Consider the following 24,041-nt stretch of genomic DNA (forward strand, 5'->3'; position numbering starts at 1 on the left):
TCAGCGGGGAACGGCGCCGAGGTGCTCCGCCAGGGCGGCGGTGCCCATGCCCGTGACCTCGAGCGAGGCACCGGGCGACGCGGCGGCGCCCACGAGCCACAGTCCGGGGCGCGGGCTCCTGGCCGGGCGCGGCAGGTCGTCCGACGTCGGGGGAGCGGGGACGCTCTCCCTCCAGGTCACGCGCGGTGTCAGGTCGAGCCCGTGACGGGCCAGCACCGCCAGCGGATCCACGTCACGGCGGGCCTCGAACACCCAGCCGTCCGGGCCCGAGCGCCAGCCGCGCACGACGTCGCGGTCGTGGACCACCAGGTCGTCCGGCACGTCGGGGTCACCGTCCAGCCGGACCGCGGTGTGCTCCAGGGTCGGCGCCGTCGGGGACGCCAGCGGATCGGTCCCCGTCGCCCACACCACGACGTCGGCCTCGCGGGTCGACCCGTCCGCGAGCTCGACCCCGCTCTCGACCGGTCGGGCGACGTCGACGCCGGTCTCGACCGTCACCTTGCGTTCGCGCAGGCGCGTCGTGAGCGCCGCGGCCAGGCCGGCGCTGCCGCCGTCGAACCGCCAGCGGCCGAAGTTCCGCTCGACGTAGTGCCACACGGCCAGCACGCCCGGAGCCGCCTCGGTGAGGCCGGGCAGGTCCGCCGCGAGCCGGCGCAGGCGCGAGTCGCGCAGGGGGCGGACGACGTCCCTCAGGGACCGGTCGCTCCACGTCACCGCGGCGACGGGGGAGTCCGGCGTGTGTGCCACCTCGAACACGCGGCGGCGCAACTCGTTCCATGGGGCGGGCGACTCGTCGACCCACGGCGACCAGGCGTCGGAGCCGAAGGCCGAGACGACGGCGTCGACCTGGGCGCCGCGCGTGCCGAAGGGCAGGTCGAGCGTCACCGTCCGCCGGGGCCAGCGGGCCGGCAGCACGTGGTGGCGCGGGCCGGCCGGGGTGATCGCGATGAGGGCGTCCATGGGGCGCCCGGACTTGCGGAAGAGGTCACGGAAGACACCGGGCAGCGTCACACTCTCGGGGCCGGCGGCCCAGCGGTCGTCGCCGATCCGGATCCCCAGCAGGCGGCCACCCGGCTCGGTCTCGCGCTCCAGGACGGTGACGTCGTGCCTCAGCTTGGCCAGCCGAGCCGCGGCCGACAGGCCGGCGAATCCACCACCCACGACCAGGATGCGTGCCATGGTCAGGCCCTCCGCGCGGACGCCGCCACACCGGCGGAACGGTCTCCGTCGGGCCGGTCGGTGGGTCGGTCGAGGGCCGAGGGATCCATGCCGTGACCGTACCGCGAGCGGCTCGACCCACCGCCCTGTGGGAAGGTGACGTCATGGGTCCGATCCGTGGCGTCCTGGCATGGCAGTGCGTGCTCGACGCATTGGTGCAGGCCGGCGCCGACGACGACGGATCCGGCTCCCTGGACGTGCTCGACCTCGGTGGCGGCACCGGCTCGGACGCCGTCCGGGTCGCGGCGCTGGGCCACCGTGTCACGGTCGTCGACCCCAGCCCCGACGCCCTCGCCGCCTCGGCGCGACGCGCGACCGAGGCCGGGGTGCAGATCGAGGGACTGCTCGGGGACTCCGCAGACCTCGCCGAGCACGTGGCGGACGGATCGATCGACCTGGTGATCTGCCACGGCGTCCTGGAGCACGTGCTCGACCCGGCGCAGGCCGTCGACGCGGCCCGTGCCGCGCTCCGGCCCGGCGGCTGGCTCAGCGTGCTGGTCGGGGGCCGGGTCGCGGCCGTCGCGGCCCGCGCCGCGGCGGGTGACTTCGCCGGAGCCCGCGCCCTCGTGGAGGCCACCCCGGACGCGTCCTGGGACCTCGCCGGCCTCGGCCCGCGCCGCTGGCTGCTCGAGGAGCTCGAGGCCCTGCTGTCCGGTCATGGGCTGACGCCCGTCCTGGCCCAGGGAGTCAGGGTTCTCAGCGACGAGGTGCCCGGTGTCGTCGTCGACGGATCCGCGGGCGCCCGCGAGCAGTTGTACGCGTTGGAGCGCGAGGTCCGCCGGATTCCCCAGTTCGCGGGACGTTCGGCTGGTTTGCAGACCATGGCCCGCCTAGAATCAACATCACACCCCTGATCAAGGAGTCCACCGTGCCACTGTCGGACGAAGAGGCCCGACTGCTCGCCCAACTGGAGCAGTCCTTGGCCGAAGAGGATCCCGAGTTCGCGTCCACGTTGCGCGGCTCCAAGTTGATCGCGCACAACCGTCGTGTCGCGGCCATCTGCGTCGTGGGCTTCCTGGCCGGTATCGCGATGTTGCTGGGCGGAGCCGTGTCCAAGATGACCTGGATCGGCGCCGCGGGCTTCATCGTGATGGTGGCGTCCGCCTACCTGTTCGTCCGTGCCTGGCGTCGCGGGATCTCCGGCGCCCAGGAGCCGACTCGTCCCGCGCCGTCGTCGCCGCGCGGACCGAAGGGCTCCGGCTCCTTCGTCGAGCGGATGGAGGAGCGCTGGCAGCGTCGTCAGGACGACGGCTACTGATCCCCATCGACTGAAGCACCCTCGAAAGGCCCCGCCTCCGGCGGGGCCTTCGACGTTTCCCCTTGATCCTCCACCCGGGGCGCTGAATCTCCCCACTTCGCTCCACCGGCCCGTCATCCCCGTGATGACGGGCCTTTTCTGTGCCGTCTCACGCGACACACCCCGACTCTTGACGAAAAGTAGGTGGATGGTGGAGCGTTGTGGGTTAAGGTGGTGCGTAGTGGTGGAAACACCGAACTTCGACCGCGAAGGGGAGCAACGTGGAACAGGAGGGACGCGATGACCGCACCGGCATCAGCGCACTTCTTCGGCACGTTCACCCCGCGGCTGGACGAGAAGGGGCGACTGTTCCTTCCCGCGAAGTTCCGGCCACTGCTCACGGACGGCGTGGTGTTGACCCGCGGTCAGGAGCACTGCATCTACGGGTGGACGCCCGAGGCGTTCGACGAGTTCTCCTCGCGAGCCCGGCAGGCCTCGTTCACGAACCGGCAGGCACGCAACTTCATCCGCATGCTCTTCGGCGGTGCGGCGCACGAGACGCCGGACAAGCAGGGGCGCGTGCCCGTCTCGCAGCTGCTGCGCGAGTGGGCCGGCCTGGAGCGCGACTGCACGGTCGTGGGCACGGGCGAGCGGTTCGAGATCTGGGACTCCACTCGATGGAACGACTTCTCCGACGAGCACGAGGAGGGCTTCGCCGATTTGTCGGAGGAGATCTTCCCCGGGATCTTCTGAGCGCGCGGACGGTGGGGCGCGATGCCCGCCTGAGGGGTTCTGACGTCACTTCCCCGGCGTCAGAGCTCGGCAGGCGGGAATCGGGCCTCATCGGTCGTGCCCGGCAGGCGACGGAGTCGCGCGCATGAGCGCCCGGCACGTCCCGGTGATGCTGGACCGCGTCGTGTCGGAGTTCGCGCCCGTCGTGGAGCGGGTCGACCGTCCGGTCATCATCGACGCGACCCTCGGACTCGGTGGACACACCGAGGCGCTGCTCACCCGGTACGAGAACCTTCACGTCATCGGCGTCGACCGCGACGGCGAGGCGCTGCGGCGCGCGGGGGAGCGGCTGGCCCTCTTCGGCGATCGCTTCGAGGCCGCCCACGCGGTCTACGACGAGCTGCCCGAGGTCGTCGCGGCCAGTGGCCGCACGACGGTCGACGGCGTGCTCTTCGACCTCGGCGTCTCCTCGATGCAGCTGGACCTGGCCGAGCGCGGCTTCGCCTACGCCCAGGACGCGCCGCTGGACATGCGCATGAACCCCGAGGACGAGCTGACCGCCGCCGACGTGCTCAACACGTACGCCGAGGGCGACCTGGCCCGCATCCTGCGCGAGTACGGCGAGGAGAAGTTCGCCCGCCGCATCGCCAAGGAGATCGTCTCCGAGCGCGCGACGCGTCCCTTCGAGCGCAGCGACCAGCTGGTCGACCTGATCCGTCGGTGCATCCCGGCGCCCGCGCGGCGCACGGGTGGCAATCCGGCCAAGCGCACGTTCCAGGCGCTGCGCATCGAGGTCAACGACGAGCTCGGCGTCTACCGCCGCGCCCTGCCGGCCGCCCTCGACCTGCTCGCGGTCGGTGGCCGCGTCGTCGTGCTGTCCTACCACTCGCTGGAGGACCGGATCACCAAGCGCGTCATCACCTCCGTCACCACCACCAAGGCGCCGCGGGACCTGCCCGTCGTACCTGAGTCCATGCTGGCCCGCTTCCGATCCCTCACCCGGGGCGCCGAGCTGGCCAGCGAGGACGAGATCGCCGACAACCCCCGTGCGCGTTCGGTCCGGATGCGCGCTGTCGAACGGATCGCCGCCCCATGAGCACCGCCACCTCGCCCCGCACCCTGACCCGCACGGCCGTCGGCCGATCCTCCGCGCTGGCCTCGGGCATCGCCGCCCGCGGCCGTGACGCCCGCGACGTCGGCCTGCGCCTCGTCGGCCCCGTGCGGGTCCGCGCCCGCCGGGCGCCGTTCGTCGTGGTCGTGCTCTCGGTCCTGGCGCTCGGGCTCGTCGGCCTGATCCTGCTCAGCACCGCGATGCAGGCCCAGGCCTTCCGCATCGACGAGCTGCAGCAGCGCTCGACGCTGCTCCAGGCCCAGAAGGAGCAGCTCGCCACCGAGGTCGACCGGATGCAGAGCCCCTCGGGCCTGGCCGATCGCGCCCTCACCGAGGGCATGGTGCCCAATGCCAACCCGGTCTTCCTGCGCCTGTCCGACGGCAAGGTCATCGGCGAGGCCGTCCCCGCCGAGCGCGGCACGAACGTGCGGAGGGCCGGCTGATGCCCCTCGCGGTCACCCGGACCCGACTGCGGTTCCTCGTCGTCATCGTCCTGGCCCTGTTCGCGCTCTTCGCGGGCCGGCTGTTCCAGATCCAGGCCGTCGACGCCAAGGCGTACGCCGCGATGGCGGTCGAGGCCGGCACCCGCAAGGCCGTCGTCCCGGCGCCCCGCGGTGACATCGTCGACCGCAACGGCGAGGAGCTGGTCACCAGCACCCACGGCCTGACGATCACCGGCGACCCGTCCATGGCGGCCGACAAGGCTCCCGAGATCGCACGCATCCTGCACGAGAAGCTCGGCGACGAGATCGACTACTTCGACACGATCCGCAAGCTCCGCACGCCGAAGTCCCGGTTCGTCTACCTGGCCAAGGACCTGCCGGCCTACGAGGCGCGCAAGGCGGTCCAGGCCGTGGCCGAGGCCGGGTACACCGGCGTCTTCACGCAGACCAAGAGCCTGCGCAGCTACCCCGGCGGATCGCTGGCGGCCAACGTCCTGGGCATCACCGAGGAGAACGGCAAGGGCATCGCCGGCCTCGAGGCCTTCTACGACGGCAAGCTGACCGGCACGGACGGCTCGTCGACCTACGAGGTCTCCTCGACCGGCCAGCGCATCCCGATGGCCGACTCGACGGTCAAGGAGATGACCCCGGGCAGCGACGTCAACACGACGCTCGACCGGGACCTGCAGTGGTACGCCGACCAGCGACTGCGCGACGTGGTGAGCTCCGCGGGCGCCGACTACGGTCTCGCCGTCACGATGGACGTCCGCACCTGCCAGATCGTGCAGCTGTCGCAGGCGCCCACCTACAACCCGGACACCCGCGTCGGCGTCAACGACAAGACGCTGGTCAACCGCGCCGTCTCCAACGTCTTCGAGCCGGGCTCGGTCATGAAGACGATCACCATGGCGGCCCTGGCCGACCAGGGCAAGGTCACGGCGGACACCAAGATCAAGGTCCCCTCGGGCATGGTCATCGACGGCTACCCGATCGGCGACTACTGGCAGCACGGCACCCTGCAGCTGACGGCGGCCGGCGTCATCGCCAAGTCGTCCAACCTGGGCACGATCGTCGCCGCCGAGCAGATGTCGGACTCGACCTTCTACTCCTACCTGCGCAAGTTCGGCTTCGGCTCCCAGAGCGGGATCGACCTGCCGGAGGAGTCGGTCGGCATCGTCTCGCCCGTCCGCGAGTGGACGAAGGCGAAGAAGGCGACGACGTCGTTCGGTCAGGGCGTCTCGGTCAACGCCATCCAGATGGTCCGCGCCGTGGGCGCGATCGCCAACGGCGGCGTGATGTGCACGCCGCGGGTGGTCGACTCGCTGACGAAGGCCGACGGCTCCGAGGAGAAGACGCAGACCGGCGACTCCCAGCGGGTCATCTCGCGCGAGGCCGCCGCCGAGGTCACGCGGATGATGGAAGCGGTCACGGCCGACGACGGCACGGCGCCGGCGGCGCAGATCGAGGGCTACCGCGTGGCGGGCAAGACCGGCACGGCGTGGCGCGTCAACCCGAACACCGGCCGGTACGTGCGCGGACAGAACACGATCTCCTTCATGGGCTTCGCGCCTGCGGACAACCCGCGCTTCATCACCTACGTCGTGATCGACAAGCCGCCGGCCAACGCCGGTGGTGGCTCGATGGCCGGCCCGGTCTTCAAGGACATCATGTCCATGGCGCTGGAGCGTTTCGGCGTCGCGCCGACCGGCGCCAAGCCGCCGAAGATCAAGCAGGACTGGTAGCCCGCGTGGCGCCCGGTAGGTTGGGGCGAGTGGATGAGATGAGGGTCAGACCGCTGGACGTGCCCGCATGGGACCTCGCGAGGGTCTCCGAAGCGCTCCCGGGATCGACCGTCGCGGGGGACGCCACGGTCACCGGCATCAGCCTCTCGACGCGCGACGTGGTGGCCGGTGACCTGTTCGCCGCGCTGCCCGGCGCCACCACGCACGGCGTGCGGTTCGCCGCCCGGGCCCTCGAGGCCGGCGCGGTGGCGGTGCTGACCGACCCGGAGGGCGCCGAGGCGCTGCCGGCCGACGTGCCGCGGGTCGTCGCCGACCAGCCGCGGGCCCGTCTGGCCGCCTTCTCGGCGGACTTCTACGGCCACCCCAGCACCCGCTTCACGACGATCGGCGTCACCGGCACCCAGGGCAAGACCACGACCACCTACCTCGCCGAGGCGGCGCTGGGGGAGGACCACGCGGCGGTCATCGGCACGATCGGCACGCGGATCGCGGGCCGTCCCGCCGCGAGCAGCCTCACCACGCCGGAGGCGCCCGCCCTGCAGGCGCTCTTCGCGGTCATGGCCGAGGAGCAGGTCGCCGCCTGCGCGATGGAGGTCTCGAGCCACGCCATCGTCCAGGGCCGTGTCGACGGATTCGTGCTGGACGCGGCTGTCTTCCTCAACCTCGGACGCGACCACCTGGACTTCCACCACGACGTCGAGTCGTACTTCCAGGCGAAGGCCGAGCTCTTCACGCCCGAGCACGCCCGTCGCGCGGTCATCAACATCGATGACGCCCACGGTCGCCGGTTGACCGAGATGACGTCCCTGCCCGTGACGACGTTCTCCACCGAGGGTGCGGCGGCCGACTGGCGCGCCTTGAACATCCGCGCCCACCGCCTCGGCAGCGACGTCACCCTCCTCGCCCCCGACGGCCGCGAGACCGAGCTGTCCGTGCCCCTGCCGGGAGCGTTCAACGTCTCGAACGCCGTGGCGGCGGTCGTGGCGCTCGCCGGCGAGGGGCACGACCTGCAGCGCCTGGCGGACGGCATCGCGACCGCACGCGGCGTGCCCGGCCGGATGGAGCGCGTCGAGGAGGGCCAGTCCTTCACCGCGATCGTCGACTACGCCCACAAGCCCGAGGCGGTCGAGGCCGTCCTGCACGCGCTGCGCCCCGTCACGGCCGGTCGCCTCATCGTCGTCCTCGGCGCCGGCGGCGACCGCGACCGCGGCAAGCGCCCCCTCATGGGTGAGGTGGCGGCCCGGCTGGCCGACGTGCTCGTCGTCACCGACGACAACCCCCGCAGCGAGGACCCCGCGACCATCCGGGCCGAGGTGCTGGCCGGCGCCGCGGGGAGCGCCGCGCGGGTGCTGGAGATCGGCGATCGCCGCGAGGCCATCGCGGCCGCGGTCGACCTGGCCCGCACGGGCGACACGGTCGTCGTCGCCGGCAAGGGCCACGAGCGGGGACAGCAGGTGGGCGACGTCGTCCACCCGTTCGACGACCGCGAAGTGCTCGCCGAGCTGATCGGGGACGTCCGGTGATCCGCACGACCCTGGCGCAGATCGCCGAGGCCACCCGGGGACGCGTCGAGGGCGACGACACCCTCGTCGTCCACGGCCCCGCCGTCGTCGACTCCCGTCGTGTCGTGCCCGGATCGCTGTTCGTCGCGATCTCCGGCGAGCGGGTCGACGGACACGACTTCGTGGGCACGGCCCTGGACGCCGGCGCCGTCGCGAGCCTCGCCACCCGCGCGGTGCCCGGGCCGCACGTGCTGGTCGACGAGCCCGTCCACGCCCTCGGCCTGCTGGCGACCGACCGCCTGGCCGCCCTGCGGCACGGAGCGGACGTCACCGTCGTCGCCGTCACGGGGTCGCAGGGCAAGACCAGCGTCAAGGACCTGATGGCACACGTCTTCGCCACGCGCGGAGCCACCGTGGCGCCCGAGGGCTCCTTCAACAACGAGCTCGGCGTCCCGCTGACGGTGCTGCGTGCCGACGAGGACACCCGGCACCTGGTGCTGGAGATGGGCGCCCGCGGCATCGGCCACATCGCCACGCTGTGCGCGATCGCCCCGCCCGACATCGCGGTCGTCCTGAACGTCGGCAGCGCCCACGCCGGCGAGTTCGGCGGTCTCGACCGCACCGCGCAGGCGAAGGGAGAGCTGGTCGAGGCCCTGGGCCCCGAGGGCGTCGCCGTCCTCAACGCCGACGACGAGCGCGTGGCCGCCATGGCGTCGCGCACGCGCGGACGGGTCGTCACCTTCGGCCGCGCCGGGGACGTCCGGCTGGTCGGTGACGTCAGCCTTGACGCCGACGGCCACCCGCACTTCGTCCTCGAGGTCGACGGCGAGCGGTTCGAGGCCACCGTGCCCCAACTCGGCGAGCACCAGGCGATGAACGCGGCCGCCGCGGTGGCAGCCACCACGGCGGCGGGCGTGCCCGTCGCCGACGCCGTGGCCGCCCTCGCCGACGCCCACGCCGCGTCGCCGATGCGGATGGAGCGGCATCGCGCCGGTGGGGGAGCCGTCGTCATCAACGACGCGTACAACGCGAACCCCGAGTCCATGTCCGCGGCGCTGCGCACCCTGGCCGAGATGGCCCCGGGACGAGGCGTCGCGATCCTCGGTGAGATGCTGGAACTGGGCGAGGAATCGCCGGAGCAGCATCGCCGTATCGGCCGGCTCGCAGCCGACCTGGGAATCGCCCGGGTCGTCGCCGTGGGCGCCGCCGCCGCACCCATCGCGGAGGGCGCCGGTCCGGTCGGCGAGTCGGTCCCGGACGTCGAGGCGGCCGTGACGGCTGTCTCCGCGAGCCTGGGCCCCGATGCTGTGGTGCTTGTGAAAGCATCGAGGGGCGCCCGCCTCGAGCGGGTTGTCGAAGCGCTGTTGCGCGACTGAATCACGTCACGGAAGGAACGAACGGAAGCGATGCTGGCCGTATTGATCGCGGGGGTCGTCGGGCTCGTCGGAACGCTCGTCGGTACCCGATTCGCGATCTCCGTCCTCGTGAAGAAGGGCTACGGGCAGCTCATTCGCGATGACGGCCCCACGTCCCACCACGTGAAGCGCGGCACCCCGACCATGGGTGGACTCGTCATCATCGTGTCCACCGTCCTGGGCTACGCCATCGCCAAGCTCATCACCGGCCACGAGACCAGCGCCTCGGCGCTGCTGCTGCTGTTCCTGTTCGTGGGCCTGGGCGTCATCGGCTTCCTCGACGACTGGATCAAGGTCAGCAAGCAGCGCAGCCTCGGTCTGCGCAGCAAGGCCAAGATGGTCGGTCAGATCCTCGTCGGCCTGGTCTTCGCCGTCCTGGCGATCGGCTGGGAGGACGGCGACGGCCAGACCCCGATCACGCACGCCATCTCGTTCACGCGCGACCTGCCGTGGACCCTGCCCACCGTGCTGCTGGTGCTGTGGGTGCTGCTGCTGATCGCGGGCGCCAGCAACGGCGTGAACCTGACCGACGGCCTCGACGGCCTCGCGACGGGCGCCTCGGTGATGGTCTTCGGCGCCTACGTCCTCATCAACGTCTGGCAGTCCAACCAGAGCTGCTTCATGCCCGACGCCGGCCCCAAGTGCTACGAGGTGCGCGACCCGCTCGATCTCGCGGTCATCGCCTCGGCGGTCACCGGCGCGTGCTTCGGCTTCCTGTGGTGGAACGCCTCGCCGGCGAAGATCTTCATGGGCGACACCGGCTCGCTCTCGCTGGGCGGGCTGATGGCCGGCTTCGCGCTGATGACCCGCACCGAGCTGCTGCTCGTCGTGCTGGGCGGCCTGTTCGTCATCATCACGCTCTCGGTCATCCTGCAGGTCGGGTACTTCAAGCTCAGCGGCGGCAAACGGATCTTCCGGATGGCCCCGTTGCAACACCACTTCGAGCTCAAGGGCTGGGCCGAGATCACGATCGTGGTCCGGTTCTGGATCATCTCCGGGATCTGTGTCGTCTCCGGCATCGGCCTCTTCTACTGGGAGTGGGTCGCCGGTGCCTTCTGACCGCGACGTGACGACACTCGGGCGCGAGTCCGCCTGGGACGGCGTGCGCGCCGTCGTCACCGGCTTCGGCATCAGCGGCTTCGCGGCCGCCGACACCCTGAACCACCTGGGCGCCGACGTCATCGTCCTGGACGAGTCCGAGGGCGACGAGCACCGTGCCGAGCAGGCGCAGCTGCTGGAGGTGCTGGGCGCCGACGTGCGGCTCGGCCCCGGCTCCACGGCCTCCCTGCCGCAGGACGTCGACCTCGTGGTCACCTCTCCGGGCTGGCGCCCGACCGCGCCGCTGCTGGTCGAGGCCGCCGGTCGCGGTGTGCCCGTCTGGGGCGAGGTCGAGCTGGCCTGGCGGCTGCGCGGGCCGGACCCGGCGCCGTGGCTGGCCGTCACCGGCACGAACGGCAAGACCACGACCGTGCAGATGCTCGAGTCGATCCTGCAGGCCGCCGGGCTGCGCGCCCAGGCCGTCGGCAACGTCGGCACGCCGGTCGTCGAGGCGGTCATGGACCCGGCGGGTCGCGACGTGCTGGCCGTCGAGCTCTCCAGCTTCCAGCTGCACTGGACCCATTCGATGTCGGCCCAGGCGGCCGCCGTGCTCAACCTCGCGCCGGACCACTACGACTGGCACGGCGGGGCCGAGGCCTACGCCGCCGCGAAGGGCAAGGTCTACGAGCGCGCGCAGCTCGCGTGCGTCTACAACGTCGCCGACGAGGCCACGATGCACCTGGTCGAGGAGGCCGACGTCGTCGAGGGCGCCCGCGCCATCGGCTTCACCCGCGCGATCCCCGAGGTCGGCATGGTCGGCATCGTCGACGGGATCCTGGTCGACCGGGCGTTCGTCGAGGAGCGCGCCACCAGCGCCGCCGAGCTGGCCTCGCTGGCCGACCTGGACGACGACTCGCCCCACAACGTCGAGAACGCCCTCGCGGCCGCGGCGCTGGCCCGCGCGCACGGGGTGCCGGCGGTCGCAGTCCGCGACGGCCTGCGCGCCTTCCGGCTCGGGCCCCACCGGATCAGCACGGTCGTCGAGCACGACGGCGTCCGCTGGGTCGACGACTCGAAGGCCACGAACCCGCACGCGGCCCGGGCGTCCCTGCAGGCCTTCGACCACGTGGTCTGGGTGGCCGGGGGACTGGCCAAGGGAGCGACCTACACCGACCTCGCACGCGACGTCCGCGATCGGCTGCGCGGCGCGGTCCTGATCGGCGCCGACCGCGATCTGATCGCGGCCGCCCTGGCCGAGCACGCGCCGGACGTCCCGGTCGAGGTCGTCGACGCCGACGACGCCGAGGCGCTCATGGACGCCGTCGTGGCCGCCGCCGCGCGGCTGGCCCGCCCCGGTGACACGGTGCTGCTGGCGCCTGCCGCGGCGTCGATGGACCAGTTCCGTGACTACGCCCACCGCGGCGACGCATTCGCGCAGGCCGCCCGCCGCGCCACGACCTGACCTGTGACGGGGGCGCGACACGCGTCCCAGATGCGGGTCCGTCGACACCCCACGGGCCACACTGATGAGAGTTTCTCTTCTTCTTCCCCGAAGGAACGCCATGAGTACCACCGCTTCTCGGCGGTCGTCGAGCAAGCTCGAGGCCGTGCGGACCCTGCTCGAGCGTCCGCTCGCGTCGTACCAGCTCGTGCTGGGCACGACCGGGCTGCTGCTCGGCCTGGGGCTCATCATGGTGCTCAGCGCCAGCTCGGTGCTGGCGCTGCGGGTCTACGGCAACTCCTTCGAGATCTTCCTGCGCCAGGCGATCTTCGCCGCCGTGGGCGTCACCGCGATGGTCATCGCGATGCGCATCCCGCTCGAGCGGGTGCGGCAGCTGGCCCGCCCGGCCCTGTTCGGCGTCGTGATGCTGATCGGCCTGACCTTCACCCCGCTGGGCATGGACATCAACGGCAACCGGAACTGGATCCCGCTGTTCGCCGGCTTCAACCTGCAGCCCTCGGAGTTCGCCAAGCTCGCGATCGTGCTGTGGATCGCCGACATCTACACGCGCCGCCACAAGTACCTGGGCACGGCGCGCTACGTCATCACCCCGGTCGTCCCCATCGCCGGCGCGGTCTCGGCCCTGGTCGTGTTCCAGAAGGACCTGGGCACCGCCGTCATCCTGTTCGCGATCATCGCCGGACTGCTGTGGATCGCGGGCCTGCCGCTCAAGCCCATGCTCGGCTTCGGTGCCGGCCTCGTGGTCATCCTGCTGTTCTTCGTCGCCACCGCGCAGCACCGGGTCGACCGCTTCATGTCGTTCCTCAACCCGATGGCCGACCCGGAGAAGTCCGGCTACCAGGCCATCAAGGCGATGATGGGCTTCGCCCGCGGCGGCTTCTGGGGCCTGGGCCTGGGCAGCAGCCGGCAGAAGTGGGGCGCCCTGCCCGAGGCGCACACCGACTTCATCCTCGCCGTGATCGGTGAGGAGCTCGGTCTGGCCGGCAGCCTCGTGGTGCTGGCCCTGTTCGGCCTGCTGGCCTACACCGGCTTCCGGATCGCACACCGCAGCCGCGACCGCTTCGCGCGCTACCTGGCGGCCGGCATCACGATCTGGATCACCACGCAGGCGGTCATCAACATCGGCATGGTGCTGGGCCTGCTGCCGGTCATCGGCGTGCCGCTCCCGCTCATCTCGTACGGTGGATCCAGCATGCTCGCCACTCTCGCCGCGCTCGGCCTGCTCGCCAACTGCGCCACCACCGAACCCGGGGCCGCCCGTGCCCTCTCGACCTCCCGTCGGGCCAAGGCCCGCAAGAGGCAGCGCAAGGTGGGCCGTTGACCATGCGGGTCCTGCTCGCCGGCGGAGGCACCGCCGGCCACACCTCTCCGTTGCTCGCGACCGCCGCCGTCCTGGCCGAGGCGGGTGACGACGTCCTGTGCCTGGGCACGCCCCGCGGTCTCGAGGTCACCCTCATCCCGCAGGCCGGCTACGCCCTCGAGCTCGTCCCGCCCGTGCCGCTGCCGCGCCGTCCCAACGGCGACCTCGTGCGGCTGCCGCGCAACCTGCGCCGATCGGTCTCGGCCACCCTCAAGGTGATCGACTCGTTCCGGCCCGACGTCGTCGTCGGATTCGGTGGGTACGTCTCGGTGCCGGCCTACCTGGCCGCCCGCAAGCGCAAGCTGCCCCTGGTCGTCCACGAGGGCAATGCGCTGCCCGGGATCGCGAACAAGCTCGGAGCGCGGCTGACCACCCACGTCGCCACGAGCTTCCCCGAGACGCCGCTGCGCCACGCCACGTACGTGGGGCTGCCCATCCGCCGGCAGATCGCCGACCTCGACCGCGAGGCCTCGCGAGCCGAGGGTCGGGCCCACTTCGGCCTCGACGCCGATCGTCCGACGATCCTCGTCACCGGAGGCTCGCAGGGTGCTCGCCGCATCAACACCGCGATGGCGGCCGCCTCGCGCGACCTCGCCGACGCCGGCATCCAGGTGCTGCACGCGGCCGGGCGCCCCGACGAGGTCGAGCTGTCGCCCCGTCCCGGCGACCCGCCCTATGTCGTCGAGCAGTACATCGACCGGATCGACCTGGCCTACGCCGCGGCCGACCTCGTCGTGTGCCGCTCGGGCGCCAACACCGTCACCGAGGTCTCCTCGGTCGGACTTCCCGCCGTCTTCGTCCCGCTGCCGATCGGCAACGGCGAGCAGGCCCTGAACGCCCACCCCGTCGTGGGCGCCGGGGGAGCGCTGCTCATCGACGACGCCGCGTTCACTCCCGCGTGGGTCGACAGCGCCGTGGTGCCTCTGGTCACCTCGCCGGAGCGTCTCGCGAGCATGTCGCGCGCCGCGTCCGGCATCGTGCGCGGGGACGCCGCCGAGCAGCTGGCGGCCATGATCCACCGCGCCGGCGAGGCGGGCCGGTGAGGATCGACCTGCCCGACGAGGTCCTGCCCGCCGACCGGCTCGGGCGCGTGCACCTGATCGGCATCGGCGGCGCCGGGCTGTCCGCGATCGCCCTGCTGATGCACGAGTCCGGCGTGGACGTGACGGGCAGCGACGCCCGCGACTCCGCGGTGCTGGCGCGCCTGCGCGCGGCGGGGATCGTGTGCCACGTCGGCCACGCCGCCGAGCACCTCGCCGACCGCGACACCGTCGTGGCGTCGACCGCCGTCCCGGAGGACAACCCCGAGGTGATCGAGGCGCGTCGCCGCGGACTGCGGCTGTGGCCCCGGTCGGCCGGACTCATGTCGACGATGCTGTCCGACCGGCGGATCGCGGTGGCCGGCACGCACGGCAAGACCACCACGACGGCCATGCTGACGTTCGCCCTGCGCGGCGCCGGCGCCGACCCGTCCTTCGCCATCGGCGCCGAGGTCGCGGGCCTGGGCACCAACGCGCGTCGCGGGGCCGGGCCGGAGTTCGTCGTCGAGGCGGACGAGAGCGACGGCGCGTTCCTGCACTACCGCCCGTACGCGGCGGTCGTCACCAACATCGACGCCGACCATCTCGACACGTGGGGCACGGTCGAGGCCTACGAGCAGGCCTTCGCCGACTTCGCCGCGACGGTCGAGCAGATCGTGGCGATCTCGGCCGACGATCCCGGCTGCCGCCGGCTGGTCGAGGCGGGCACGTCCGCACGACTCGTCACCGCCGGGTTCGCCCCGGACGCCGACGTCCGCGGCACCGACGTCGTGGTCGAGGGCTCCACCACCCGCTTCACGGTCTCCGGAGCCGGGCTGGACCCGACCGAGGTCGTGCTCGCCGTCCCCGGCCGTCACTACGCCGCCGACGCGCTGCTCGCCCTGGCGATCGGGATCGAGCTGGGTCACGACCCGGCCGGACTGATCGAGGGCCTGGGCGCCTACACCGGCGCCGCCCGCCGGATGGAGCCCAAGGGCGAGGCCGGCGGCGTGCGCGTCGTCGACTCCTACGCCCATCACCCCACCGAGATCGCCGCCGACCTGGCCGCCACGCGCGCCCTGGCCGGCGGCGACCGCCTCGTCGTGGTGTTCCAGCCGCACCTGGTCAGCCGCACCCGCCTCTTCGGTGAGCGGATGGGCCACGAGCTGGCCGCCGCCGACCTCGTCGTGGTCGCCGACCTCTACCTCGCCCGCGAGGCCGCGGACCCCGAGGTGACCTCGGACCTCGTCGTGCGGGCCGCGGGCCCCGGCGCGCTGGCCGGGGGACCGGTGCAGGACGTGCCGCGTCTCCTCGCGACCCTGGTACGCCCGGGCGACCTCGTGCTCACGCTGGGCGCCGGCGACGTGACGACGGTCGGCCCTGCGCTGCTCGAACTGCTGCGGAACTCCTCCGATGAGTGACCGCTTCACCGAGAAGCTGCGGGAACGGCGTCGTCGGTCGCGCTGGCGGATCGCCGGGATCGTGGCCGCCGTGTTGGCGGTCGTGGCCGCCGGCTGGGCGGTCTGGTTCTCCAGCCTGCTCGAGACCCGCACCGTCGACGTGACCGGAGTCGAGCACCTCCCCGCCGAGTGGGTCGTCCGGTCGGCCGCGGTGCCGCTGGGCACGCCGGTGCCGCGCATCGACACCGACGCCGTCGCCGAGCGGGTCGCCACCTTGAAGCCGGTCGAGTCGGTCCGGATCGAGCGGGACCTGCCGCACACGATCCGGATCGTCGTCACCGAGCGCTCGGCCGTCGCCTGGGTCGACCGGTCGGGCACGCCCTGGGCCGTCGACGAGTCCGGCCTGGCCTACCGTCCGCTGAACTCTCGACCCAAGCACCTGCCGCGCCTCGACGTGGACGTCGACGACCGCAGGGTCGTGGCCGCGGTGGCCCGCGTGGCGGCCGACATCGCGGACGGCGACCGTGATCTGCTCGCCGACACCGACGTGATCCGGGCCGAGACCACGGACTCGATCGAGCTGGGCCTGGCGAAGAGCCGCACCGTCGTGTGGGGGAGTGCGGAGGAGGCGCGGCCCAAGCTGGCCGTCCTGCGACCGCTGCTGCAGATCAAGGCACGCAGTTACGACGTCAGCGCGCCCGAGCGCCCGACGACCCTCAAGTGACGCGTCTCTCCCCATCCGTCACAACAACACGTCGTCGACACGGCGTGTCACCACTGATCGACTCGCGCGCGCCCCTAGTGTCTAGACATCGACGAGGTTGACATAACTATAAGCCTCGACTTGAAGGTTAAGGTTGAAGGGGAACGACATGGCGGTCCAGAACTACCTTGCGGTGATCAAGGTCGTCGGCATCGGCGGCGGTGGTGTCAACGCCGTGAACCGCATGATCGAGGCCGGGCTCAAGGGTGTGGAGTTCATCGCGATCAACACCGATGCCCAGGCATTGCTCATGACCGATGCGGACGTGAAGCTCGACGTCGGTCGCGACTCGACGCGCGGACTCGGCGCCGGCGCCGATCCGGAGATCGGCAAGAAGGCGTGCGAGGACCACGCGGAGGAGATCGAGGCGGCTCTCAAGGGCGCCGACATGGTCTTCGTCACCGCGGGTGAGGGCGGCGGCACCGGCACGGGCGGCGCCCCGGTCGTGGCGCGCATCGCGCGCTCGCTCGGCGCGCTGACGATAGGAGTCGTGACGCGCCCCTTCAAGTTCGAGGGACGCAACCGCGCGGCGCAGGCCGACCTGGGCGTCCAGCGGCTGCGCGAGGAGGTCGACACCCTCATCGTCATCCCCAACGACCGACTCCTGTCGATCAGCGACCAGAGCATCAGCCTGCTCGACGCCTTCCGCCAGGCCGACCAGGTGCTCTACCAGGGCGTCTCGGGCATCTCCGAGCTCATCACCACGCCCGGTCTGATCAACGTCGACTTCGCCGACGTCAAGTCGATCATGAGCGACGCCGGCTCGGCCCTCATGGGCATCGGCTCGGCGCGCGGTGAGCACCGCGCCGCCACGGCCGCCGAGCTGGCCGTCTCCAGCCCGCTGCTCGAGGCGTCCATCGAGGGCGCCCGCGGCGTCCTGCTGTCGATCGCGGGCGGGTCCGACCTGGGCCTGTTCGAGATCAACGAGGCCGCCGAGCTGGTGCAGGAGGCCGTCCACGAGGACGCCAAGATCATCTTCGGCACGGTCATCGACGACTCGCTCGGCGACGAGGTGCGGATCACCGTCATCGCGGCCGGCTTCGACGGCGGCGAGCCCAAGCAGCGCGACACGGCCCAGCCGGCGTTGCGCGGCCGCGACCCGCAGCAGTCCTCCGCCACTGCCTCGCAGCAGTCGGCGCCCGCCGCCCGGCCCCAGGCCGAGCGCGAGCGTCCCGCGGAGCAGCGCGTCGTCAGCGAGCCCGTGCCGGTGGGACAGCCCTCCGGCCAGGAGTTCGGCGACGGCCTCGACATCCCGGACTTCCTGCGCTGATCGTGACGGCCGCTCCCGCTCCGCTGTGGTTCCGGGCCGACGTGGGTCACGCGCGGTTCGGTTTCACCGACGCGCGGACCGACCTCGGCCGCGGTCCCGCGGCCGACGGGTCGGTGGTGGCCGGCGTCGAGGCCCTCGCGGCGGCCCTGGGCGGTCGACCGGCGCTCATGCGCCAGGTCCACGGAGCCGAGGTCGCGGTCGCTGAGGCCGGCGCGCCGACGCCGCAGGCCGATGCGCTCATCGTCGACCGGCCGGGAGTCGTCGCCGTCGTCCGTGTTGCCGACTGCACTCCCGTCGTCGTCGTGGATCCCGACCGCCCGCTCGCGGCCGTCGTGCACGCCGGTCGGGTGGGCATGGCCGCCGGCGTCGTCGCGGCCACGGTCGACGAACTGCGCCGGCGCGGCGCCGAGCGACTGGAGGCGTGGGTCGGACCCCGCGCCTGTGGACAGTGCTACGAGGTTCCCGAGCAGATGGCCGACGCCGTCGCGGCCGTCGAGCCGGCCGCCCGCGCGACCACGCGCCGCGGCACCCCCGGCCTCGACATCGGCGCAGCCGTCATCGCCCAGCTGCAGCGCGCCGACGTGGTCGTCCACGACCTCGGCGGCTGCACGATCGAGGACGACACCTTCTGGTCCCACCGTCGCCAAGGTGACGCGGCCGGCCGCTTCGGCGCCGGCGTCGTGCTGGGGGAGGGTGGCGACCATGCAGCGTCGTGACGAGCTGGAGCACCATCTCGCCGCCGTGCGTGAGCGGATCGCCCGCGCGTGCGAGCAGAGCGGTCGCTCGGCGGACGACGTCACGCTGATCGTCGTCACCAAGACCCACCCGGCGTCCGACGTGGCCATCCTGGCCGAGCTCGGAGTCACCGACGTCGGCGAGAACCGCCACCCCGAGGCCGGCGACAAGCACCGCGAGGTCGTCGAGGCCGGGATCGACCTGCGCTGGCACTTCGTCGGCGCCCTGCAGACCAACAAGGCCGGAGCCGTCGCGCGGTACGCCGACGTCGTCCAGAGCCTCGACCGCCCCAAGCTGGCGCGCGCGCTCGACCGCGGCGCGCAGGCCGCCGGACGCACCCTGCGGTGCCTGATCCAGGTCGACTTCGACACGACCGACCCCGGCCGGGCCGGCGTGCCTCCGCAGGAAGTGGCCGCGCTGGCCGAGGTCGTGGTCAGCGAGTGCCCCCACCTCGAGCTCGGCGGCGTGATGACCGTGGCGCCCCTGGGGCAGGACCCCGCACCGAGCTTCGCGCATCTGCGCGAGATCAGCACCGAGCTCACCCGCACCGTGCCGTCGGCGACGACGATCTCGGCCGGGATGAGCGAGGACTTCGAGACCGCCATCGCCCACGGGGCGACACACGTACGCGTGGGTCGCTCGGTGCTCGGGCAGCGGTCCATACTGCAGTAGTCTCAACAACGTCAAGACCGAGGATCGGGAGTGAGCATGGCTGGCGCAATGCGGAGGATGGGCGAGTACCTGGGACTCGTCGAGCAGGCCGAGTACGACGACGCGCTCGAGTACGAGCCGGAGGCCCCGGCACGCCCTGCCGCACCCGTGCGTCAGGCCGCCCCCCAGCAGGTCGCGCCGCGCACCGTGACGGCGCTCGACGACCGTCGCCAGCCCGGCATGTCCGTGGCCGACCTCGCCCGGATCGAGACCGTCACGCCGCGCACCTACAACGACGCCCGCACGATCGGCGAGTCGTTCCGCTCGGGCGTGCCCGTGATCATGAACCTGTCCGACATCGGCGACGACGACGCCAAGCGGCTCGTCGACTTCGCCGCGGGTCTGGTGTTCGCGGTCCACGGCACGATCAACCGGATCACGGCCAAGGTCTTCCTGCTGTCGCCCGAGGGGGTCCAGGTCTCCGACGAGGACCGGGCCACGCTGGCCGCCGGCGGCTTCTACAACCAGAGCTGAGGCTCCGTGTCGCTGATCGGCTCCATCCTCTACAACCTGATCTACCTGGCGATCATCTTCGTGATCGCCCGGTTCGTCGTGGACTGGGTGCAGCTGCTGGCTCGCCAGTGGCAGCCCCGCGGCGCGATCGCTGTGCTCTGTGAGGTCATCTTCACGGTCACCGATCCGCCGCTGCGCGCGTTGCGCAAGGTCATCCCGCCGATCCGGCTGGGTGGGATCATGCTCGATGTCTCCGCGATGGTGCTGTTGCTGCTGTTGTTCATCGCCCAATCCCTGGTGCTGGTCATCTTTTAGGTGGCCATTGAGACTTGAGCGCCATCCGACTGCCCGGTGCTTAGGATGAAGCGGTACCGTTGACGACGGCTCCGAAGCTTTCAGACCGACACATACGACTCACACGCAGAGGTGACCAGATGGCGCTCACGCCCCAGGACATTCGCGACAAGCAGTTCACCGCCGTGCGCTTGCGCGACGGATACGACATGGGCGAGGTCGAGCAGTTCCTCGACGAGGTAGAGGTCGAGTTCGAGCGTCTCGTCAACGAGAACTCCGAGCTGAAGGCCAAGGTCGCCGAGCTCGAGGCCGCACTCGAAGAGGCGTCGAAGGCCCAGCCCGCTCCCGCGGCCGCCCCCAAGCCCGAGCCCGTCAAGGCCCCCGAGCCGGTCAAGGCGCCCGAGCCCGCGCCCGCCCCGGCGCCCGCCGCTCCGCAGGAGCTGCGCGTCACCTCCACCTCCGAGGCGTCCACCGCCGCGGCGCGTCTGCTCGAGATCGCGTCGGCCAACGCCGACCAGCTCATGGACGCGGCGAAGGAAGAGGCCGACTCCATCATCGGCGAGGCCCGCGTCGAGGCCGAGCAGCTCTCCGCCGAGGCCCGTCGCAACGCCGACACCCTGCAGTACGAGTCGCGCAAGCGCGCCGAGCAGCTGGACGTCGAGACCGAGCAGCGTCGCAAGGAGGTCATCTCCAACCTCGAGCGCGAGCGTCAGGAGCTCCAGGGCGAGATCGACCACCTGCGTGCCTACGAGCGCGAGTACCGCGCCCGCCTGAAGGCCTACTTCCAGGATCAGCTGGCCCAGCTCGAGGGCAGCACCCCGGTGGCGCCGAAGCAGGGCACCGCGCTCGACGGCGGGTCTGAGTGACTCTGGCTCGAGCCGCGTACTGAGTCGTACGACAACGGCGCCCGACCCCTCAGGGGGTCGGGCGCCGTTGTTCGTTCCCGGGGGTCAGGCCTTGCGCAGGCTGACCGACAGACCGAGGTCCTCGTCGCGCACGTCCTCGGCGGCTCCGGCCTCGAACGTCACCGCGAGCACCTCCTCGGCGATGCTGGCGCCGTGCTGGCGCAGCGCCTCGGCGGTCTCGCCCTCGGCGGCCCACGTCAGTGCGATGCGGTCGGTGATCTCCAGGCCGGCGGACTTGCGGGCCTCCTGGATCACGCGGACCGCCTCGCGGGCGAGTCCGGCCAGGCGCAGCTCGTCGTCGATCGCCAGGTCCAGGGCGACGGTCTCACCCTGCTCGTTGACGACGGACCAGCCCTCGCGCGGGCGCTCGGTGATGATGACGTCGTCGGGCTCGACCTGCCACGTCGCGCCGTCGGCGCCCGTGACGGTGGCGGAGCCGGACTCCAGCGCGGCGGCCAGCTCGCCGGCGTCGGCCGCGGCGATCGCCTGGGCCACCACCGGGGTCTGCTTGCCGTACCGCTTGCCCAGCTGACGGAAGTTGGCCTTCGCCGAGAACTCGACGAGGTCGGCGCCGGCGTCGGCCAGTGAGCCGAGCTCGAGGATGTTCAACTCCTCGCAGACCTGCTCGCGCAGCTCCTCGCCGAGGTGATCGAAGTGCGCCGAGCCGATCAGCGCGCGACGCAGCGGCTGGCGGGTGCGAACCTTGGCCTCCGCGCGGGCGGCCCGGCCGAGCTCGGTGACTCGGCGCGCCAGCGAGACGCGACCGGCCAGTCCCTCGATGACGAGGGACTCGTCGACCTGCGGCCACGAGGCGAGGTGCACCGACGGGGCGGCGTCCGGAGTGACCGGGACGATGACGTCCTGCCACACCCGCTCGGTGACGAACGGCACCAGCGGCGCCATGAGGCGCGTCAGGACGTCCAGCACCTCGTGCAGGGTGGCCAGGGCCGCCGCGTCGCCACGCCAGAAGCGCTTGCGCGAGCGGCGGACGTACCAGTTGGACATCTCGTCGACGAACGTCGACAGCAGGCTGCCGGCGCGCTGGGTGTCGAAGTCCTCGAGGGCCGCGGTGACCTCGCGGACGAGGTCCTGCGTCTGCGACAGCAGCCAGCGGTCCAGCACGCCGCGCTCGGCGACCGGGGGAGCGGCGCCGTCGGCAGGGCTCCAGCCCTCGGCCCGGGCGTACAGGACGTGGAACGCCACGGTGTTCCAGTAGGTCAGCAGCACCTTGCGGACGATCTCGGTCAGCGCGTTGTGGCCGATCCGGCGGGCCGACCACGGCGAGCCGGAGGCCGCCATGAACCAGCGCAGGGCGTCGGCGCCGTGCTCGTCCATGAGCGGCATGGGCAGCAGGATGTTGCCCAGGTGCTTGCTCATCTTGCGGCCGTCCTCGGCCAGGATGTGGCCCAGGCACACGACGTTCTCGTAGCTGGAGCGGTCGAACACCAGGGTGCCGACGGCCATGAGCGAGTAGAACCAGCCGCGGGTCTGGTCGATGGCCTCACAGATGTACTGCGCGGGGTAGGCCTGCTCGAACTTCTCCTTCGAGCCCTCGACGTGGGGGTAGCCCCACTGCGCGAACGGCATCGAGCCGGAGTCGAACCACGCGTCGATGACCTCGGGGACGCGGCGGTAGGTGCCGGGCTCGCCGTCGATCGTGAAGGTCACGTCGTCGATGTACGGGCGGTGCGGGTCCAGGCCCGACTGGTCGGTGCCGGTCAGCTCGGACAGGTGCGCCAGCGACTCGACACACACGACCTTGCTCGGATCGGCGTCGTTGCGCCAGATCGGCAGGGGAGTGCCCCAGAACCGGTTGCGTGACAGGGACCAGTCGATGTTGTTCTCGAGCCAGTCGCCGTAGCGGCCGTGCTTGATGGTCTCGGGGTACCAGTTCGTCTGCTCGTTCTGCGCCAGCAGCTCGTCCTTGCGCGCCGTGGTGCGGATGTACCAGGCCGGGAGGGCGAAGTACATCAGCGGCGTGTGGCAACGCCAGCAGTGCGGGTAGCTGTGCTCGTAGTCGAGCTTGCGGAACAGCAGTCCGCGCGCCTTGAGGTCGGCGACCAGCGTCGGGTCGGCCTCCTTGAAGAACGCGCCGCCCACGAGGGGGACGTCGGCCTCGAAGTGGCCGTCGGTCGTGATCGGGTTGACGACGGGCAGGCCGTAGGCCTTGCACACCGCCATGTCGTCGGCGCCGAAGGCGGGGGACTGGTGCACCAGGCCCGTGCCGTCGTCGGTCGTGACGTAGTCGCCCAGGACGACGAAGTGCGAGTCCGGGATCTCGACCAGGTCGAACGGGCGGCGGTAGGTCCAGCGCTCCATGTCGCGGCCGGTGATGGTGTCGGTGACCTCCCAGCCCTCGCCCAGGGCGGTGGCGACCAGCGGCTCGGCGACGACGACCCGGTCGGTGCCGTCGGTCGCGACCACGTAGGCGACGTCGGGGTGGACGGCGACGGCGGTGTTCGAGACCAGCGTCCACGGGGTCGTGGTCCACACCAGCAGGTCGGTGCCCTCCCACGGGCCGGACGTCAGCGGGAAGCGGACGTAGACCGAGGGATCGACGACGGTCTCGTAGCCCTGGGCCAGCTCGTGGTCCGACAGGGTCGTGCCGCAGCGCGGGCAGTACGGGGCGACCCGGTAGTCCTCGACCAGCAGGCCCTTGCCGTGGATCTGCGACAGCGCCCACCAGACGCTCTCGACGTAGGAGGCGTCCATCGTGCGATAGGGGTGGGCCATGTCGGTCCAGTAGCCCATGCGCTCGGTCATGTCCTCGAAGACGTCGACGTTGCGCAGCACCGACTCGCGGCACTTGGCGTTGAACTCGGCGATGCCGTAGGCCTCGATGTCGGGCTTGCCGTTGAAGCCCAGCTCCTTCTCGACCGCGATCTCGACGGGCAGGCCGTGGCAGTCCCAGCCGGCCTTGCGGTCGACGTGGTAGCCCTGCATCGTCTTGAAGCGCGGGAAGACGTCCTTGAAGACGCGCGCCTCGACGTGGTGGGTGCCGGGGACGCCGTTGGCGGTGGGCGGTCCCTCGTAGAAGGTCCAGCGCGGAGCGTCGGCGGGGGTGTCGAGGCTGGCCGCGAACGTGCCCTGCTCGGCCCAGAGATCGAGGATCTCGCGCTCCATCGCCGGGAGGTCGACATGGGCGGGTACCGGGCGGTAGCGCAGCGGTTCTCCGGCAGTGCCGGAGAGGGCGGTCGCAGGCTGCGCTGCGGGGGCGTTCGGGGTGTCCTG

The 24,041-nt window shown here is 71.9% G+C and carries 22 protein-coding genes; 20 read left to right on the plus strand and 2 right to left on the minus strand.

All coding sequences use genetic code 11. The features are described from left to right. Positions 1–1,179: a phytoene desaturase family protein gene (locus NP095_RS05945; RefSeq protein ID WP_232416887.1), complete on the minus strand. Its 1,179-nt coding sequence runs from the start codon at positions 1,177–1,179 to the stop codon at positions 1–3. Between the two features lie 92 nt (positions 1,180–1,271). Here NP095_RS05945 and NP095_RS05950 point away from each other — a divergent pair, with 92 nt between their 5' ends. The 20 genes from NP095_RS05950 to NP095_RS06045 all read left to right on the plus strand — a co-directional run bounded on the left by NP095_RS05950 (position 1,272) and on the right by NP095_RS06045 (position 20,771). Next, positions 1,272–2,072 (plus strand): class I SAM-dependent methyltransferase, encoded by an 801-nt coding sequence (locus NP095_RS05950; RefSeq protein ID WP_256766126.1) that lies wholly within the window; start codon positions 1,272–1,274, stop codon positions 2,070–2,072. Between the two features lie 14 nt (positions 2,073–2,086). Next, complete coding sequence (locus tag NP095_RS05955) at positions 2,087–2,476, plus strand: DUF3040 domain-containing protein (RefSeq protein WP_232416885.1); 390 nt, start codon at positions 2,087–2,089, stop codon at positions 2,474–2,476. Positions 2,477–2,755: 279 nt separating this feature from the next. Next, positions 2,756–3,208 carry a division/cell wall cluster transcriptional repressor MraZ gene (mraZ, locus tag NP095_RS05960; protein WP_154595281.1) on the plus strand — a complete coding sequence of 151 codons (453 nt, stop codon included), beginning with the start codon at positions 2,756–2,758 and terminating at the stop codon, positions 3,206–3,208. Positions 3,209–3,332: 124 nt separating this feature from the next. Continuing rightward, a complete protein-coding gene (gene rsmH / locus NP095_RS05965) occupies positions 3,333–4,283 on the plus strand; it encodes a 16S rRNA (cytosine(1402)-N(4))-methyltransferase RsmH (RefSeq protein WP_232416884.1) in 951 nt (316 codons plus the stop codon). Then, positions 4,280–4,741, plus strand: coding sequence for a hypothetical protein (locus tag NP095_RS05970; protein WP_232416883.1), 462 nt, complete (start codon positions 4,280–4,282; stop codon positions 4,739–4,741). Before rsmH ends, NP095_RS05970 begins: the two co-directional genes overlap by 4 nt. Further along, entirely contained in the window at positions 4,741–6,483 is a 1,743-nt protein-coding gene (locus NP095_RS05975) for a peptidoglycan D,D-transpeptidase FtsI family protein (RefSeq protein ID WP_232416882.1), read from the plus strand. Before NP095_RS05970 ends, NP095_RS05975 begins: the two co-directional genes overlap by 1 nt. Positions 6,484–6,521: 38 nt before the next feature. Beyond that, positions 6,522–8,006, plus strand: a complete 1,485-nt coding sequence (locus tag NP095_RS05980) for a UDP-N-acetylmuramoyl-L-alanyl-D-glutamate--2,6-diaminopimelate ligase (protein WP_232416881.1) — start codon at positions 6,522–6,524, stop codon at positions 8,004–8,006. Next, complete coding sequence (locus NP095_RS05985) at positions 8,003–9,361, plus strand: UDP-N-acetylmuramoyl-tripeptide--D-alanyl-D-alanine ligase (protein WP_232416880.1); 1,359 nt, start codon at positions 8,003–8,005, stop codon at positions 9,359–9,361. The genes NP095_RS05980 and NP095_RS05985 overlap by 4 nt, the downstream gene beginning before the upstream one ends. Positions 9,362–9,391: 30 nt before the next feature. After that, positions 9,392–10,459: a phospho-N-acetylmuramoyl-pentapeptide-transferase gene (gene mraY / locus NP095_RS05990; RefSeq protein WP_232416879.1), complete on the plus strand. Its 1,068-nt coding sequence runs from the start codon at positions 9,392–9,394 to the stop codon at positions 10,457–10,459. After that, on the plus strand, positions 10,449–11,900 hold the full coding sequence (murD, locus tag NP095_RS05995) for a UDP-N-acetylmuramoyl-L-alanine--D-glutamate ligase (protein WP_232416878.1): 1,452 nt from the start codon (positions 10,449–10,451) through the stop codon (positions 11,898–11,900). Before mraY ends, murD begins: the two co-directional genes overlap by 11 nt. 100 nt (positions 11,901–12,000) lie before the next feature. Next, positions 12,001–13,221 (plus strand): putative lipid II flippase FtsW, encoded by a 1,221-nt coding sequence (gene ftsW, locus NP095_RS06000; RefSeq protein WP_232416877.1) that lies wholly within the window; start codon positions 12,001–12,003, stop codon positions 13,219–13,221. Between the two features lie 2 nt (positions 13,222–13,223). After that, positions 13,224–14,303 (plus strand): undecaprenyldiphospho-muramoylpentapeptide beta-N-acetylglucosaminyltransferase, encoded by a 1,080-nt coding sequence (murG, locus tag NP095_RS06005; RefSeq protein ID WP_232417419.1) that lies wholly within the window; start codon positions 13,224–13,226, stop codon positions 14,301–14,303. Then, the gene (gene murC, locus NP095_RS06010; RefSeq protein ID WP_232416876.1) at positions 14,300–15,700 is read left to right on the plus strand and encodes a UDP-N-acetylmuramate--L-alanine ligase; all 1,401 of its coding nucleotides are present in this window, start codon (positions 14,300–14,302) and stop codon (positions 15,698–15,700) included. Before murG ends, murC begins: the two co-directional genes overlap by 4 nt. Then, a complete protein-coding gene (locus NP095_RS06015) occupies positions 15,693–16,403 on the plus strand; it encodes a cell division protein FtsQ/DivIB (RefSeq protein ID WP_232416875.1) in 711 nt (236 codons plus the stop codon). The genes murC and NP095_RS06015 overlap by 8 nt, the downstream gene beginning before the upstream one ends. 148 nt (positions 16,404–16,551) lie before the next feature. Further along, entirely contained in the window at positions 16,552–17,712 is a 1,161-nt protein-coding gene (ftsZ, locus tag NP095_RS06020) for a cell division protein FtsZ (RefSeq protein ID WP_232416874.1), read from the plus strand. A gap of 2 nt (positions 17,713–17,714) precedes the next feature. Beyond that, positions 17,715–18,428 carry a polyphenol oxidase family protein gene (locus NP095_RS06025; RefSeq protein WP_232416873.1) on the plus strand — a complete coding sequence of 238 codons (714 nt, stop codon included), beginning with the start codon at positions 17,715–17,717 and terminating at the stop codon, positions 18,426–18,428. After that, a complete protein-coding gene (locus NP095_RS06030; protein WP_232416872.1) occupies positions 18,415–19,119 on the plus strand; it encodes a YggS family pyridoxal phosphate-dependent enzyme in 705 nt (234 codons plus the stop codon). The genes NP095_RS06025 and NP095_RS06030 overlap by 14 nt, the downstream gene beginning before the upstream one ends. Before the next feature lie 36 nt (positions 19,120–19,155). Beyond that, positions 19,156–19,632, plus strand: a complete 477-nt coding sequence (locus NP095_RS06035; RefSeq protein ID WP_232417418.1) for a cell division protein SepF — start codon at positions 19,156–19,158, stop codon at positions 19,630–19,632. Positions 19,633–19,638: 6 nt separating this feature from the next. Beyond that, a complete protein-coding gene (locus NP095_RS06040; protein WP_232416871.1) occupies positions 19,639–19,926 on the plus strand; it encodes a YggT family protein in 288 nt (95 codons plus the stop codon). A gap of 119 nt (positions 19,927–20,045) precedes the next feature. Further along, positions 20,046–20,771, plus strand: coding sequence for a DivIVA domain-containing protein (locus NP095_RS06045; RefSeq protein WP_255668705.1), 726 nt, complete (start codon positions 20,046–20,048; stop codon positions 20,769–20,771). Between the two features lie 84 nt (positions 20,772–20,855). On the opposite strand, the gene ileS is transcribed toward NP095_RS06045, so the two are convergent. Continuing rightward, positions 20,856–23,975, minus strand: a complete 3,120-nt coding sequence (ileS, locus tag NP095_RS06050; RefSeq protein ID WP_255668799.1) for an isoleucine--tRNA ligase — start codon at positions 23,973–23,975, stop codon at positions 20,856–20,858. Between the last annotated feature and the right edge of the window lie 66 nt (positions 23,976–24,041).

Source organism: Aeromicrobium duanguangcaii (genome assembly GCF_024508295.1).
Lineage (GTDB): Bacteria > Actinomycetota > Actinomycetes > Propionibacteriales > Nocardioidaceae > Aeromicrobium > Aeromicrobium duanguangcaii.

Coding starts and splice junctions, on each gene's coding strand:
- NP095_RS05945 (WP_232416887.1), bottom strand. CDS start 1,179: ATGGCACGCATCCTGGTCGTGGGTGGTGGATTCGCCGGCCTGTCGGCC.
- mraZ (WP_154595281.1), top strand. CDS start 2,756: ATGACCGCACCGGCATCAGCGCACTTCTTCGGCACGTTCACCCCGCGG.
- rsmH (WP_232416884.1), top strand. CDS start 3,333: ATGAGCGCCCGGCACGTCCCGGTGATGCTGGACCGCGTCGTGTCGGAG.
- NP095_RS05970 (WP_232416883.1), top strand. CDS start 4,280: ATGAGCACCGCCACCTCGCCCCGCACCCTGACCCGCACGGCCGTCGGC.
- NP095_RS05975 (WP_232416882.1), top strand. CDS start 4,741: ATGCCCCTCGCGGTCACCCGGACCCGACTGCGGTTCCTCGTCGTCATC.
- NP095_RS05980 (WP_232416881.1), top strand. CDS start 6,522: ATGAGGGTCAGACCGCTGGACGTGCCCGCATGGGACCTCGCGAGGGTC.
- mraY (WP_232416879.1), top strand. CDS start 9,392: ATGCTGGCCGTATTGATCGCGGGGGTCGTCGGGCTCGTCGGAACGCTC.
- ftsW (WP_232416877.1), top strand. CDS start 12,001: ATGAGTACCACCGCTTCTCGGCGGTCGTCGAGCAAGCTCGAGGCCGTG.
- murG (WP_232417419.1), top strand. CDS start 13,224: ATGCGGGTCCTGCTCGCCGGCGGAGGCACCGCCGGCCACACCTCTCCG.
- NP095_RS06015 (WP_232416875.1), top strand. CDS start 15,693: ATGAGTGACCGCTTCACCGAGAAGCTGCGGGAACGGCGTCGTCGGTCG.
- ftsZ (WP_232416874.1), top strand. CDS start 16,552: ATGGCGGTCCAGAACTACCTTGCGGTGATCAAGGTCGTCGGCATCGGC.
- NP095_RS06030 (WP_232416872.1), top strand. CDS start 18,415: ATGCAGCGTCGTGACGAGCTGGAGCACCATCTCGCCGCCGTGCGTGAG.
- NP095_RS06035 (WP_232417418.1), top strand. CDS start 19,156: ATGGCTGGCGCAATGCGGAGGATGGGCGAGTACCTGGGACTCGTCGAG.
- NP095_RS06045 (WP_255668705.1), top strand. CDS start 20,046: ATGGCGCTCACGCCCCAGGACATTCGCGACAAGCAGTTCACCGCCGTG.